This is a genomic window from Streptacidiphilus sp. P02-A3a, from assembly GCF_014084105.1.
GTDB lineage: Bacteria > Actinomycetota > Actinomycetes > Streptomycetales > Streptomycetaceae > Streptacidiphilus.
In genome coordinates, this window is sequence record NZ_CP048289.1 from 4116189 (window position 1) to 4130636 (window position 14448).

Consider the following 14448-nt stretch of genomic DNA (forward strand, 5'->3'; position numbering starts at 1 on the left):
ACCCGGGCCGGGATTCCGCCGTCGGCTGACGACGGCGGGATCCCGCTGTTTACCGGAACGCTGCTGGGGCTTAACCCGGGATCACTCGTTCCGCCCTCCCCATTTGGTTGGGACGGGTTGCTAGCGGATCTGCGGAACGAAACAATCCGACCTGGCTCCCGACGGAACGGGAAGCCGCCCAGGGTGTGGCGGAAAGAATGGATCCCTTATGAAAAAAATTGTGATAGCTGCTGCTGTGCTCAGCAGCGTCGCGGCCAGCGCTGTGTATCTCTCCCCGGTGGCCGAGGCCACGTCGGTGCCGCAGAACGGCAAGGGCACCTCGTACACGCCTCCGGCGATCGCTTGGGCGGCGTGCACCAACGGCCTCCAGGCCTACGGCGCCGAGTGCGGCTTCCTGGTGGTGCCGCTCGACTACGCGCACCCCAACGGCACCAAGATCAAGATCGCTGTGTCGCGGATCAGCCACACCTCGGCCGCCGACGCCTACCAGGGCGCCGTCGTGGTCAACCTGACCTCGGCCGGCGGCTCCGCGCTGGGGCAGTCCGCGGTGGGCCAGGTCCTGCCCGCGGCCATCAGCGGTGACTACGACTGGGTCGGCTTCGACCCGCGCGGCGTGGGCTCCAGCGAGCCGAGCCTGAGCTGTGACCCCACGGTCGCCGGCTACGACCGTCCGGCCTACGCGCCGACCACGGCCAAGCAGCTGCTGGCCTGGGAGAAGACCTCCGAGGCCTACTCGGCGGCCTGCGCCAGGACCCACAGCGAACTGCTCAACCACGCCACCACCACCGACACCGCCGAGGACCTGGACAGCCTGCGCAAGGCGCTGGGCCAGAGCCAGATCAACTACTACGGCTACAGCTACGGCGCCTACCTGGGCGAGGTCTACAGCTCGATGTACCCGACCCGGGTGCGCCGGATGATCCTCGACAGCAGCATCGACCCGAAGGACGCCTGGCTCGGCTACAACTTCGCCCAGAACGCGCCGTTGCAGCAGAACCTCGCGGCCTTCTCCGCCTGGGTGGCCAAGTACAACAGCGTCTACCACCTCGGCACCACCAAGGCCGCGGTGGAGAAGCAGTACACCGACACGCTGGCGAAGCTGACGAAGAAGCCCGCCGGGGGCGCCATCGGCCCCGACGTGTGGACCGACGACTTCCTGCTCGCGTACAACACCGGCAACTGGGAGGACCTGGCCGGGATCTTCTCGGCCTACGTCAACCTGGCCGACGCGGCTCCGATGAAGGAGCTGTACGACGCCAACTACTCGGCGACCAACGACAACGCGTTCGCGATGTCGATGGCCACCGAGTGCACCGACAACTCCTGGCCGAAGAGCTGGAACACCTGGCTGGGCGACACCTGGAAGAGCAACGCGAAGGCGCCGTTGGCGAGCTGGGCCGACACCTGGTTCGTCGCGCCGTGCCAGTCCTGGAGCGCCCCGGCGCAGAAGGCCGCCGTCGTCAACGGGTCGAAGTCCCCGTCGATGCTGATGGTGCTGGACACGACGCTCGCCCCGAGCACCACCTACCAGGGCAGCCTGGCCGTTCGCAAGCTGTTCCCGAAGGCGGTGCTGGTCCAGAGCGGCGCCACCCCGGCGAGCTCGGCCACCGCGGCCTCCTGCTCGCCCGGCGCGTCGATCGCCGCCTACCTGTACAACGGCACGCTGCCGAAGCGGGTGGCGGGCAACACCGCAGACCTGAAGTGCCCCGCCAACCCGCTGCCGGACCCGGTCGGCGCGTCGGCGAGCAGCACGCCCGCGGTCGCCGGAGCCACGGCGGCCGACACGGCTGGTCTGTGACCTCTGATCCGAACGAACTTCTGATCTGACGTCGGCAGTTGGGGCCACCGGAACACGGTGGCCCCAACTGCTCTTCTGCCTTCGAGATTGGTGTGGACAATGACCGCTGCGTGCCCGTTCGAAGCCACTCGCGACGACCGCAAGTCGGCGGCCCTGGCCGCCGAGCGGATCACCGTGGGCCCCGACACACGCGTCGTCAGCAGCCTGGCGTTCGCCCGCGAGCTGCTGCGCAGCAACGTGACCCGGCAGGCCGGGGCCGGGGCCAAGCAGGAGGTGACCGGTGACCCGGCCTTCACCTCGGTGTTCTTCCTGGACGGTGAGCCGCACAAGCGCAAACGGCAGGCGATCGTGCGGTTCTTCACCCCCAAGGCGATCAGCACCCGCTACCGCGCGGTGATGGAGCAGGCCACCGACAACCTGCTGGGCCGGTTGCGGTCGCGCGGGCAGGGGCGGCTCGACCAGATGAGCTTCGAACTCGCGGTGACCGTGGCCGCCGACATCGTCGGGCTCACCAACAGCGACCAGGCGGCGATGGCCCGGCGGATCCAGGCCACCCTGATCGGCCTGCGGCTGCCGCGGATGAGCCGCTGGCGGCGCCCGCTGGGGCAGGTGCAGGCGACCTTCCACGGCGCGAGGTTCATGATCAGCGACGTGCGACCGGCGATCGTCGCCCGCAGGGCGGAACGCCGCGAGGACGTCATCTCGCACCTGCTCGACGAGGGCTACCCGGACAAGGCGATCCTGATCGAGTGCATGACCTACGCCGTCGCCGGGATGATCACCACCCGGGAGTTCATCGTCATGGCCGCCTGGCACCTCTTCGGTGACGACGCGCTCCGCGAGCGCTTCCTGACCGGTGACGAGGCCGACCAGGTCGCCATCCTGGAGGAGATCATGCGGCTGGACCCGGTGGTCAACATGGTCGCCCGACGGGTCACCGCCGACGCCGTGACCGACTCCGGATCGGTCGCCGAGGGCGAGCAACTGGTGGTCGACATCCGCGCCGCCAACGTCGACGAGGCCGGTGTCGGCGCCTGCCCGCACGCCCTGGACCCGGACCGGGCCCGGAAGTCGAAGACCGGCGGCTCCTACCTCAGCTTCGGCGACGGCAGCCACCGCTGCCCGGGCGCGCAGGTGGCCCTCAACGAGACCCGGGTCTTCCTGGACCGGCTGCTGCGGGTGCCGGGCATCCGGCTGGAGCGCGAGCCGGACCTGTGCTGGACCGACGAGCTGATGGGCTACGAACTGCGCAACGCCGTGGTCACCTGCGACCGCGGCTGAGCCGCCGGGGACCGCCGCCGCCCCTCGGTCCGCCGCAGGGGTCGGCCGCGCTGCCCGCCCACCCCGCGGGTCCGGACACCCCGCCGGTCCGGGCATTCTCCGGTCGTCGAAATGGCGGGCAGGTGGATTTCCGGCGACGACTCCACGCGTTCAACTGCTGAATCCGCGCAGGTTGTCCCCCGCCGAGCGGTCTGGGTATCGTGCTGCTGGCCGGTGAAAATCCGTCACCGCTGCCATTCTGCCGTCGGATATGAATCTGAAGGATCCTAGCCGACATCGAAAGTGAAGAGGTGACGAGCGGTGGGGCATGTGTTCTCGCTAGTTCTCAGCCGGGAAATTACTGACGACGAATCGGCGATCCTGCGCGATGCAGGCTGCGCCGATGCTGTTTTCGCGACCGACTCACTGCCGACCAACGCCGACGTCACCGTCACGAAGCTGGACTTCGATGACACGGTGTCCCCGTCGCTGGCCGAGGCGATCGAGTCGGCTCTCGCGGCCGTGAAGCAGGTCCCGGATCTCTCCGTCCCCGGGCTCACCGTCCCGGCCGTGCCGAAGGCGGCGGACGCGGACTCGGAGGTGCTGGTCGGCGAGGTCGTCGCGTCGGAGACGACCACCGCCTGACCACCACCGCCGGCCCAGCCGGGTGCGCGCCGACGGCGGGCCGTTTCCCGCGTTTCCCGGATCACCCCGGGACTCGCGGGAAGCGGCCCGCCGTGATCGGTGGCACCACCCCAGGGGGCCGCGGCCCGAGGACCGGACGCCCGAGGACAGGACGAGAGAGACGCGATGGCGAAGCGGCTGGACACCGGTCGGGGCGCTCGCCCGGCCCCCGCGCGAGGCCGGCTGTTCGGCCTGGTCCGCACCTTCCTGCGGCCCCACACCCGGCGGCTCGGCGCGATCGCCGCACTGCAGGCGGTGCAGGCCGCCGGAAACCTCTACCTGCCCACCCTGAACGCCGACATCATCAACAACGGCGTGGTGAAGGCCGACCTCGGCTACATCGGCGGCGCCGGCGGCGTCATGCTCGGCATCACCGTCCTGCTCTGCGCCGTCTCGCTGGCGTCGCTGTACCTCTCCGCCTGGGTGTCGATGTCGGTCGGAGCCGACATCCGGACCGCCGTCTACCAGCGGGTGCAGTCCTTCTCGGTGATCGAGCTGAACCGGTTCGGGATCTCCTCGCTGACCACCCGCAGCGTCAACGACGTCCAGCAGGTCCAGCTCTTCCTCCAGGTGGCGCTCAACCTGCTGGTGCTCGCGGTCGCGACCACCCTCGGCGCCGTGGTCCTGGCGGTACGGCAGGGGCCCGGCCTCTCGCTGCTGCTGGTGGCCACCCTGGTGGCGATCCTGATCGTGACCGCGCTGGTGGTGACCCGGCTGCTGCCGATGTACCACTGGGTCCAGGTCAGGACCGACAACCTGAACCGGGTGCTGCGCGAGCAGATCTCCGGCGTCCGGGTGGCCCGGGCCTTCCTCCGCACCGGCTGGGAGGAGCAGCGGTTCGGGCAGGCCAATGCCGACATCACCGACACCACGCTGCGCGCCGGCCGGGTCTTCGCCCTGGTCATCCCGGTGGTGGCGGGCATCACCAACCTGTCCAGCGTGGGCGTCTTCTGGTTCGGCGGCAGGCTGGTCGCGCACGGCTCGATGCCGATCGGCAACCTGACCGCGTTCCTGCTCTACATCCTGCAGATCCTGCTGTACGTCGGAATCGGCGTGACCGTGCTGATCCTGCTGCCGCGCGCGGTGGCCAGCGCCGAGCGGATCCAGCAGGTGCTCGGCGCCGTCCCGGCCATCGCCGACCCGCCGCGGCCGGCGGCCCCCGAGGCGGTCACCGGCGCGGTCGAGTTCCGGCAGGTCAGCTTCGGGTACGCGGGCAGCGAGCGGCCGGTGCTGGACGACCTGTCGTTCGCCTTCCGGCCCGGGCAGACCAACGCCATCCTCGGCGGCACCGGCAGCGGCAAGACCACGCTGCTCAACCTCATTCCCCGGTTCCTGGACGCGACGGCGGGATCCGTGCTGGTCAACGGGGTCGAGGTGGCGGCGCAGGCGGCCGACGACCTCCGGGCGGGCATCGGACTGGTCCCGCAGACGGCCTTCCTGTTCGCCGGAACGGTCGCCGGGAACCTCCGCTTCGGCCGACCCGAGGCCACCGAGGCCGAGCTGTGGCGGGCCCTCGACATCGCCCAGGCCCGCGACTTCGTCAGCGGCCTGCCGGGACGGCTCGACGCCCGGGTCGAGCGCGGCGGGGTGAACCTCTCCGGCGGCCAGCGCCAGCGGCTGTCCATCGCCCGGGCCCTCGTCCGCCGCCCGCGGCTGTACCTCTTCGACGACTGCTTCTCGGCCCTGGACGCGGCCACCGACGCCCGGCTGCGGGCCGCGCTGCGCGCCGACACCGGTGACGCCACCGTGGTCATCGTGGCGCAGCGGGCCAGCACCGTCATGGACGCCGACCAGATCATCGTCCTGGACGGCGGCAGCATCGCCGGGATCGGCACGCACGCGCGGCTGCTGGCCGACTGCCGGACCTACCAGGAAATCATCGCGACCCAGCAACTGGGATGGGGATCGGCCGCGTGAGCGAGACACCCGACGTCAGCGACCACGACGAGACCGGCCAGCCGGACACCGGGGCGGACGGCGGCGGCAGGCGCCCGGTCGTGCCCCGAGTGGTCGCCCTGCTCCGGCCCGAGTGGTCCCGGCTGGCGGTCGTCGCGGTGCTCACCGTCGGCTCGGTCGGCTTCATCGTGGTCGGGCCCTGGCTGCTCGGCCGCGCCACCAACCTCCTCTTCGACGGCTTCATCGGCGGGAACCTCCGGGCCGGGGAGACCAAGGCGCAGGTCGTCGCCGGACTGCGGGCCCACGGCCAGGGCCACCTCGCCGAGATGCTCGCCGGGATGGACGTCCACCCCGGCGTCGGCGTCGACCTGGACCGGCTCGGGCAGGTGCTGGGGCTGGTCGCGCTGGTGTACCTGGCGAGCACCGTCTTCAGCTGGGCCCAGGCCCGGATCCTGACCGGTGTCGCCCAGCGGACCATGTTCCGGCTGCGCCAGCAGACCGAGGAGAAACTGACCCGGCTGCCGCTGCGGTACTTCGACACCCACCCGCACGGCGACATCCTCAGCCGGGTCATCAACGACATCGACAACGTCGACACCACCCTCCAGGAGGGCCTCAACCAGCTGCCCACCTCGCTGCTCACGGTACTGGGCACGCTGGGCATCATGTTCTGGATCTCCCCGCTGCTGGCCACCGTGTCGCTGGTGACCATCCCGGTGGTGATGACGGTGACCTTCCTGATCGCCCGCCGCTCCAAGACCCAGTTCGCCGCCCAGTGGGAGCAGACCGGCCAACTCACCTCGGTGGTCGAGGAGACCTACGCGGGGCACGCCCTGGTGCTGGCCTACGGTCAGCGGAAGTCCATGGCCGAGGAGTTCGGCCGACAGAACGACCGGCTGCTGCAATCCGGATTCCGGGCCCAGTTCCTGTCCGGCGCGATCTTTCCGGCCGTGGTTTTCGTGGGCAATCTGAATTACGTGTTCGTGGCCGCCGTCGGCGGATTCCAGGTCGCCACCGGCGTGATATCACTCGGCGCGGTCCAGGCGTTCGTCCAGTATTCACAGCGGTTCACCTCGCCGGTTATCCAGGTCGCCGGGCAGATGAACGTGCTACAGTCCGGAATCGTCTCGGCCGGGCGGGTCTTCGAATTCCTGGACGCGCCGGAGGAACCGGTGCTCCCGGCCGGTCCGGTGGCCGCCGAAGCCGTCGCGGCGGCCCCGGTCGCGCGCCGGGTGCGGCTGGAGAACGTCAGCTTCCGCTACCAGCCGGACACGCCGCTGATCGAGGACTTCACCCTGGAAGCCGCGCCCGGCCAGACCGTGGCCATCGTCGGTCCCACCGGCGCTGGCAAGACCACGGTGGTCAACCTGCTGGTCCGGTTCTACGAGATCGACGGCGGGCGGATCCTGCTCGACGGCACCGACTACCGCGAACTGAGCCGCGATCAGGTGCGCCGCTGCTTCGGCATGGTCCTGCAGGACACCTGGCTGTTCCACGGCACGATCCGGGACAACATCGGCTACGGCAGGGCGGACGCCGGGGAGGAGGAGATCCTCGCCGCCGCCCGGGCGGCCCACGTCGACGACTTCGTGCGGGCCCTGCCCGACGGCTACCGGACGGTGCTCGACGGCGACGCGGCCAACATCTCCGCGGGGCAGCGGCAACTGCTGACCATCGCCCGGGCCTTCCTGGCCGATCCGGGGATCCTGATCCTCGACGAGGCGACCAGCAACGTCGACACCCGCACCGAGGCGATGATCCAGGAGGCGATGGCCCGACTCCAGTCCGGGCGCACCAGCTTCGTCATCGCGCACCGGCTGTCGACCATCCAGGCCGCCGACACGATCGTGGTGATGGACGCCGGGCGGGTCGTCGAACAGGGGCCGCACCAGGAGCTACTGGACCGTCGCGGCTTCTACCACGAGCTCTACCACAGCCAGTTCGCCGAGTCCGTGGACGTCATCAGCCCGCCCTGATACGCGATCGCCACGGCCTGGGCGCGGTCGCGCGCGTCCAGCTTCGCCAGGATCCGCTTCACATGGGTCTTCACGGTGGACTCGGCGACCAGGAACAACTCGGCGATCTGCGCGTTGGAGCAGCCCTCGGCGGCCTGCCGGAGCACCTCCCGCTCCCGCGCGGTCAGCCGGGCCAGGCGGGGATCGGTCGGCCCGGCCCGGTACCGCGCCGGATCGGTGCTGACCAACTGGCCCACCAGGTCGCGGGTGACCGCCGGGTCCAGCACCGACTCCCCGGCCGCCAGCGTCCGCACGGCGTCGATCAGGCGCTCCGGCGAGGCCCGCTTCAGCAGGAACCCGGCGGCACCGGCCCGCAGCGCGCCCCACACGTACTCGTCGTGGTGGAAGGTGGTGAGCACCAGGACCCGGGTCGGCAGCCCGGCGCGGACGATCCGGCGGGTCGCCTCGACGCCGTCGACGCCGGGCATCCGCACGTCCATCAGCACCACGTCCGGCGTCGTCGTCCGGCACAGCTCGACCGCCAGCAGCCCGTCGGCGGCCTCGCCGACCACCTCCACCCCGGGCTCGCTGCCGAGCACCAGGGCGACCCCGGCGCGCAGCAGGGCGTCGTCGTCGGCGACCACCACCCGGATCGTCACCGGACGGCCACCGCCTCCGCCGCCCGGGGGATCGGCAGTACCGCGTGCAGCCGGAAGCCGCCCCGCTCACCCGCGCCGTACTCCACGCTGCCGCCGAACTCGCGGGCCCGCTCGGCGATGCCGAGCAGTCCCCGGCCGGGCGCGCAGCCCGGGTCCGCGCCCACGCCGTCGTCCCGGACCTCGACGTCGAGGACGTCCCGCTCCCGGCGGACCGAGACCTCGGCCCGGGCGGCGCGGCCGTGCTTGACCGTGTTGGTCAGCGCCTCCTGGACGATCCGGTAGGCCGACAGGTCGAGCGGGCGCGGCAGCCGGTACGCGGCGGGGTCGACCCGGGCCGTCACCTGGATCCCGGCTTGCTCCATCCGCCTTGCCAGTGAACCCAGTTGGGCCAGGCCGGGGCTCAGGTCCGGCTCGTCCCGGCGCAGCAGGCCGAGTACCCGGTCCAACTCCTCCAGGGCCTCCCGGCCGGTGTGCTCCATCGTGCCCAGCAGCCCCCGGGTCCGCTCCGGATCCCGGTCGAGCAGCCGCCGCGCGGCCCCGGCCTGCACCAGCAGCACGTTGAGCGTGTGGCCGACCAGGTCGTGCAGTTCCCGGGCGATCCGCACCCGCTCGTCGGCGACGACCTGCGCGCGCAGCACCCGCCGCGCCGCCTCCCGCTCCTCCTGCCGCCGGGCCTCGCCGTAGCCGAGCGCCCAGGCCAGCAGCCAGACGAACAGCACCCAGGCCGGGAGGACCGGGACGCGGTGCCCGGTTCCGGAGAAGTACGCGGCCATGCCGAGCAGCACCACGACCGGGCCCAGCCGGGCGCGGGCGCGGGTGGCGTACCGGCCGAGCGAGTACAGGCCGACCAGGTTCGCGTACGGCGACACCTGGCTGGGCAGCACGAACAGGGCCTCGGCGGAGAGCGCGGCGGAGCCGGCCAGGTACCCGGCGAGCGGCGCCGACCGGCGGGCGCCGAGCGCCGCGGCGATCAGCACGCTCAGGGCGAGCGCGAGCGGCATCCGGCCGCCGATCCGCGCCGCCGCGCCGAACCGGTCGGCCAGCAGCGCCGCCAGGAACGCGGCGGCCAGGGCCAGGTCGAGCGCCACCGCGGGCGGTCGCAGCCGTAGCCGCGGTGGCAGCCGGTCCGGCCCTCGGCGGCGCCGGACGGCGGCGCGGGCACTGGTCCAGGTCGGCCGACTCATCGAAGCTCCGGTGGTTGCCGTCGCCGCCGCGCGGCGACTCGATCGGACCGAGCCTAGCGATCCCGCACGGGCCGGGCGTACCCCCGCTGGGGTACCCCGATCGACCCCGGCGGGTGGACTCGTCGGGCCCGGTACGCGGCCTAGCCTCCCCGGCATGACCTCACCCACCTCCACCAGCACGTCCGCCACCGACGACGTTCCCCGGGGCCGGAGCGGGACGCGGACCAGGGGAACGCGCCGACGCCGGGCCGGCTGGCTCACCATGACCGTCCTGGCCACGCTGACGGCCGCGTTCGCGGCCCGCTACTTCGCCGACGACCCGGCACTGTTCCTCGCGCAGCAGCGCGCCGTCTACGTGGCGAACCTCGCGCCACTGCTCTTCCACATCAGCGGCGGCGTGCTGGCGCTGACCCTGGGTCCGTGGCAGTTCCTGCCCGGACTCAGGCGGCGGCACCCGGCGCTGCACCGGACGATCGGCCGGGTCTACCTGGTCGGCGCGGTGGCGGCCGGTACCGGCGGGCTGCTGATGGTGCCGAAGGCGCTGTTCTGGCCGGTCGCGCCGCTCGGCTTCGCCGCGCTCGCCGTCGCCCTGCTGGGGGCCAGCACCATGGCCTTCGCGGCGATCCGGCGGGGAGCGGTCACCGAGCACCGGGTCTGGATGATCCGCTCCTACGCGCTGATCTTCGGCGCCGTCAGCTTCCGTCTCTGGCTGGTGCTGCTGCCCGGCCTCGGGCTGCCGTTCGACCAGGCGTACCGGACCGGCGCCTGGCTCTCCTGGCTGGTCGACCTCCTGGTCGCGCAGCGGCTGGTCTCCCGGATCCGGAACCGGCGTTCCGGGCCCTGAGCGGCGCGACCAGTACCCGGGTCCCTCGTTCGGGTGAAGTTCACGGATGCCGGATGATGGGGACCGGCCGGACAGTGAAGATGAGGGGCAGCGCAGTGACAGACAACGAATCCCACGGGGCGTCACCGGAGCGGAGCGGCGGGCCCGCCCCGAGGGCCCGGCGCTGGCTGCCGCGGGTGCTGATCCTGGTGGTCGTGCTCGGCTCGCTGTTCTTCCTGCCCTGGTGGACGCTGTTCTCCTCGAACACCGACTGGCCGTTCCCGGTGGTCCTGGTCGGCACGGTGGTCCTCGCCACCGCGCTGCTCGCCTTTCCGGCGCTGATGTACGTGGGGCACGGGCGGCGGGTGGACCGCGCGGCGCGCGCCGCCGACACCACCCTCGGCGTGATCTGGGTGCTGTTCGCCTGGTCGGCCCTCGGCGGTCTGCTGCGGCTGGCGCTGATCGGGTTCGGCGTCGGCGACCCCGACCGGTCGCGGATCGTCGCGGTCACGGTCGCGGTGGTCGCGGTCGTGCTGTTGGGCTGGGGCCACCACGAGGCCATGCGGGTGCCCCGGATCAGGCGGCTGGACATCACCGTCCCCCGGCTCGGCCAGGGCCTGGACGGGACCCGGGTCGTGGTGCTGGCCGACACCCACTACGGACCGATCGACCGGGCCGGATGGTCGGCGCGGGTCGCCGAGGCGGTCAACGAGCTGGACGCCGACGTCGTCTGCCACGCGGGCGACATCGCCGACGGCACCCCGGACCAGCGCCGGGCCCAGTCCGCGCCGCTCGGGACGATCCGCTCCCGGCTGGCCAAGGTGTACGTCACCGGCAACCACGAGTACTTCGCCGAGGCCCAGGGCTGGCTCGACCGGATGGCGGAACTCGGCTGGGAGCCGCTGCACAACCGCCACCTCGTGGTCGAGCGCGGCGGCGACAGCCTGGTGCTCGCGGGCGTGGACGACGTCACCGCCGCCTCCTCCGGCCTTGACGGGCACCAGGCGAACCTCACCGGCGCGCTGGCCGGGGCGGATCCGGAGCTGCCGGTGCTGCTCGTCGCCCACCAGCCCAAGTACGTCGGCCAGGCCGCGAGCGCCGGGATCGACCTGCAGATCTCCGGGCACACCCACGGCGGACAGATCTGGCCGTTCAACTTCCTGGTCCGGCTGGACCAGCCCGTGGTGCACGGCCTGAGTCGGCACGGGGCACGGACCCAGCTGTACACCAGCCGGGGCACCGGCTTCTGGGGGCCGCCCTTCCGGGTCTTCGCACCGAGCGAGATCACCCTGCTCACGCTGCGCTCGGCGTAGCCGCCACCGCCGGTCCTCGGTGCGGGCTCCCGGGCGTGGGCCGGAGCAGATTATGGTGGGAGCATGCCAAATTCCGCGTTCACCGACCTGTCGGAGTACATCACGCTGCCGCGACTGAGCGGCCTGGCCCTCGCGCCGGACGGAACCCGGTTGGTCACCACCGTGCAGGAACTCTCCGCGGACGGTACGCGCTACCTCAGCGCGCTGTGGGAGATCGACCCGGCCGGCGCGCGGGCGCCGCGGCGGCTGACCCGCTCGGCCAAGGGCGAGTCCGGGCCCGCCTTCCTGCCGGACGGCACCCTGCTGTTCCGCTCCGCGAGGCCCGGGGCCGACCTGCCCGAGGGGGAGGACGAGGCCGGCGAGTCGGCGCTGTGGGCGCTGCCGCCGGGCGGCGGTGAGGCGGCCCGGGTGGTCACCCGGCCCGGCGGCGTGAACGCCCACGCCACCGCCCGCGCGGCGGAGCGCCTCGCCTTCGCCGGGAGCCTGATGCCCGGGGCGGAGAGCGTCGAGCGGGACGCCGAACTGCGCCGGGCGCGGACCAAGGCGAAGGTCACGGCGATCCTGCACGAGGGCCCGATGGTCCGCTACTGGGACCACGACCTGGGGCCCGCCCGGCCGCACGTGTTCGCGGCGGAGCGGCCCGGCGCGGAAGCGGTGGACTGCGGCGTCGGCGCACCCTGGGAGCAGGCGGTCGCGGTCTCCGCGGACGGATCGCTGATCGCGTACAACACCCAGCTGACCGACGACCCGGAGGCGCTGCGCGACGCGGTCGTGGTCGCCGACGCGGCGACCGGCAAGCGGCTGCGGCTGCTCGCCCAGCCGCAGGGCGAGCTGTCCGACCCGGTCTTCACCCCCGACGGGCGGCAGGTGATCTGCGGTCAGAAGCAGCAGTCCAGCTACGAGGAGACCTTCGACCGCGCCCTCTGGCTCTTCGACGCGACCGACGAGGGAGACCCCGGCCGCCCGCTGCTGCCCGGCTCGGAGCTGTGGCCGGGGACGCCGGTGGTCTCGCCGGTGCCCGGTCCCGACGGCGAGCTGGTGCTCTTCTTCGCCGCCGACGAACGCGGCCACTGTCCCGTCTTCCGCCTGGACGTGCACCCCGACGGACGCACCGAGCTCACCCGGCTGACCGCGGCCGGAGCCCACACCAATCTCCAGGTGGCGCCCGACGGACGCACCGTGTACGCGCTGCGGGCGGCGGTGGACGCCCCGCCCGCGCCGGTGCGGCTGGACGGCCACACCCCCGACCAGGACCCGGTGCCGCTGCCGACGCCGGGCGCGGTGGGCGCGCTGCCCGGCGTGCTGACCGAGGTGCACGCCTCGGCGGAGGACGGCACGGCGCTGCGCGCCTGGCTGGTGCTGCCCGAGGGGGCGACCGCCGAGCAGCCCGCGCCGCTGCTGCTGTGGGTGCACGGTGGCCCGCAGCACAGCTGGAACAGCTGGCAGTGGCGCTGGAACCCCTGGATCGCCGCCGCCAGGGGCTACGCCGTACTGCTGCCCGACCCGGCGCTGTCCACCGGCTACGGCGCCCGGATGCACGAACGCGGCTGGGGCGACTGGGGCGGCGCCCCCTACACCGACGTCATGGCGCTCACCGACGCGGCGCTGGAGCGGCCGGAATTGGACGGTCGGCGCACGGCCATGATGGGCGGCTCCTTCGGGGGCTTCATGGCCAACCTGATCGCCACCCGGACCGACCGCTTCCGGGCCATCGTCTCCCACGCGGGGCTGTGGAACCTGGAGACCTTCGGCGGCTCCACCGACGCCCCGTTCTACTGGCGCCGGGCCCACGGCGACCCGCTGACCACGCGGGAGCGGTACCAGGCGTACTCGCCGCACCTGGGGGCGGCGCGGATCAGCACGCCGATGCTGGTGATCCACGGCGACCGGGACTACCGGGTGCCGATCGGCGAGGCGCTGGGGCTCTGGAACGACCTGGTGCGCTTCGAGGTCCCGGCGAAGTTCCTCTACTTCCCGGACGAGGGCCACTGGATCCTCAAGCCCAGCCACGTCCGGCTGTGGTACCAGACCGTCTTCAACTTCCTCGCGCACCATGTGCTCGACGCCGAATGGGTCCGCCCCGACCTCGTCTAGTCGTGCAGTGCCGCCCGCAGCAGTTCGCCGAACTCGGCGGGGTGCGTGGTCAGGCCGATGTGCCCGCCGGGGAAGTGCCGCAGTTCCGTGCCGAAGCGCTCGGCCAGGAACGCGGCCGGACGATAGGGCAGCTCGCCGTGCGACTCCTGGCCGCCGGCGAGCACCAGCCGGTCCGACAGCGCCGCCAGCCGGTCCAGGTCCGGGGCGTAGGACATGAAGCTGGGCACGATGCGTCCGACGAAGTACGGCAGGTCGGCCATCGTCCGCTCGGCCCGCGCCGCGGCCCGCGGCGGCGTCCGGCAGCACGGCCACCACCGGCGGCTCGTGCGCCACCACGCGTTCGACCCGCTCGGGGTGCGCGGTGAGCAGGTGCAGCGCCACGATCGCGCCCGAGCTGGAGCCGAACACCCGGGCGGGCCGGTCGGGCGAGAGCAGTTCCAGCAGTCGGAACGCGTCGTCGGCGTGCTCCGCGACCCGCTGCTCGGCCTCCGGATCTTCCAGCACGCTCCGGGACATGCCGCGCGGATCGTAGCTGGCGACGGTGTGGTCGACGGCCAGGCCGTCGGCGATGTCGTCGAACGAGGCCGCGCCGCCGGTCCCGCCCGGGATCAGCAGTAGCAACGGGCCCTGGCCGCGCACCTGGTAGTGCAGGGTCGCGCCGGGCACGCGCAGGGTGCCGACGGTCGGGTCGGTGTCCGCCTCACGCGGCGGGACACCGAAGAGCTCGGCCCGGATCTCGTCGCTGGACACCACGGCCCCGGCGTCGATCTGCCGCCGCGCCA

Annotated in this window: 10 protein-coding genes and 1 pseudogene; 8 read left to right on the plus strand and 3 right to left on the minus strand. The window is 72.5% G+C overall.

Features of this window, described 5'->3' with window-relative positions; all coding sequences use genetic code 11:
- The first annotated feature begins 220 nt into the window (after window positions 1-220).
- The 5 genes from GXP74_RS18000 to GXP74_RS18020 all read left to right on the plus strand — a co-directional run bounded on the left by GXP74_RS18000 (window position 221) and on the right by GXP74_RS18020 (window position 7614).
- On the plus strand, window positions 221-1798 hold the full coding sequence (locus GXP74_RS18000) for an alpha/beta fold hydrolase (protein ID WP_182452462.1): 1578 nt from the start codon (window positions 221-223) through the stop codon (window positions 1796-1798).
- Between the two features lie 99 nt (window positions 1799-1897).
- On the plus strand, window positions 1898-3079 hold the full coding sequence (locus GXP74_RS18005) for a cytochrome P450 (RefSeq protein ID WP_182452463.1): 1182 nt from the start codon (window positions 1898-1900) through the stop codon (window positions 3077-3079).
- A 309-nt stretch (window positions 3080-3388) separates the two neighbouring features.
- Window positions 3389-3703 carry a hypothetical protein gene (locus tag GXP74_RS18010; protein ID WP_225448019.1) on the plus strand — a complete coding sequence of 105 codons (315 nt, stop codon included), beginning with the start codon at window positions 3389-3391 and terminating at the stop codon, window positions 3701-3703.
- Between the two features lie 165 nt (window positions 3704-3868).
- Window positions 3869-5659, plus strand: a complete 1791-nt coding sequence (locus GXP74_RS18015) for an ABC transporter ATP-binding protein (RefSeq protein WP_182452465.1) — start codon at window positions 3869-3871, stop codon at window positions 5657-5659.
- Window positions 5656-7614, plus strand: coding sequence for an ABC transporter ATP-binding protein (locus GXP74_RS18020; RefSeq protein ID WP_225448020.1), 1959 nt, complete (start codon window positions 5656-5658; stop codon window positions 7612-7614). The genes GXP74_RS18015 and GXP74_RS18020 overlap by 4 nt, the downstream gene beginning before the upstream one ends.
- Here GXP74_RS18020 and GXP74_RS18025 read toward each other — a convergent pair.
- Both GXP74_RS18025 and GXP74_RS18030 read right to left on the minus strand, forming a co-directional pair.
- Window positions 7566-8252 carry a response regulator transcription factor gene (locus GXP74_RS18025; protein ID WP_225448021.1) on the minus strand — a complete coding sequence of 229 codons (687 nt, stop codon included), beginning with the start codon at window positions 8250-8252 and terminating at the stop codon, window positions 7566-7568. The genes GXP74_RS18020 and GXP74_RS18025 overlap by 49 nt on opposite strands.
- Entirely contained in the window at window positions 8249-9436 is a 1188-nt protein-coding gene (locus GXP74_RS18030; RefSeq protein WP_182452467.1) for a sensor histidine kinase, read from the minus strand. The genes GXP74_RS18025 and GXP74_RS18030 overlap by 4 nt, the downstream gene beginning before the upstream one ends.
- A gap of 154 nt (window positions 9437-9590) precedes the next feature.
- On the opposite strand from GXP74_RS18030, the gene GXP74_RS18035 reads away from it, so the two are divergent.
- The 3 genes from GXP74_RS18035 to GXP74_RS18045 all read left to right on the plus strand — a co-directional run bounded on the left by GXP74_RS18035 (window position 9591) and on the right by GXP74_RS18045 (window position 13666).
- Window positions 9591-10280 carry a DUF2306 domain-containing protein gene (locus tag GXP74_RS18035; RefSeq protein WP_182452468.1) on the plus strand — a complete coding sequence of 230 codons (690 nt, stop codon included), beginning with the start codon at window positions 9591-9593 and terminating at the stop codon, window positions 10278-10280.
- A 95-nt stretch (window positions 10281-10375) separates the two neighbouring features.
- Complete coding sequence (locus tag GXP74_RS18040) at window positions 10376-11572, plus strand: metallophosphoesterase (RefSeq protein ID WP_225448022.1); 1197 nt, start codon at window positions 10376-10378, stop codon at window positions 11570-11572.
- A gap of 63 nt (window positions 11573-11635) precedes the next feature.
- On the plus strand, window positions 11636-13666 hold the full coding sequence (locus GXP74_RS18045) for a S9 family peptidase (RefSeq protein ID WP_182452470.1): 2031 nt from the start codon (window positions 11636-11638) through the stop codon (window positions 13664-13666).
- On the opposite strand, the pseudogene GXP74_RS18050 reads toward GXP74_RS18045, so the two are convergent.
- Window positions 13663-14401, minus strand: a pseudogene (locus GXP74_RS18050) (alpha/beta fold hydrolase). The gene GXP74_RS18045 and the pseudogene GXP74_RS18050 overlap by 4 nt on opposite strands.
- Window positions 14402-14448 lie beyond the last annotated feature (47 nt).

Excerpts from the sequence above, each read along its gene's own strand:
- GXP74_RS18015 (WP_182452465.1), top strand. The coding sequence starts at position 3,869 with ATGGCGAAGCGGCTGGACACCGGTCGGGGCGCTCGCCCGGCCCCCGCG.
- GXP74_RS18035 (WP_182452468.1), top strand. The coding sequence starts at position 9,591 with ATGACCTCACCCACCTCCACCAGCACGTCCGCCACCGACGACGTTCCC.
- GXP74_RS18045 (WP_182452470.1), top strand. The coding sequence starts at position 11,636 with ATGCCAAATTCCGCGTTCACCGACCTGTCGGAGTACATCACGCTGCCG.
- GXP74_RS18005 (WP_182452463.1), top strand. The coding sequence starts at position 1,898 with ATGACCGCTGCGTGCCCGTTCGAAGCCACTCGCGACGACCGCAAGTCG.
- GXP74_RS18030 (WP_182452467.1), bottom strand. The coding sequence starts at position 9,436 with ATGAGTCGGCCGACCTGGACCAGTGCCCGCGCCGCCGTCCGGCGCCGC.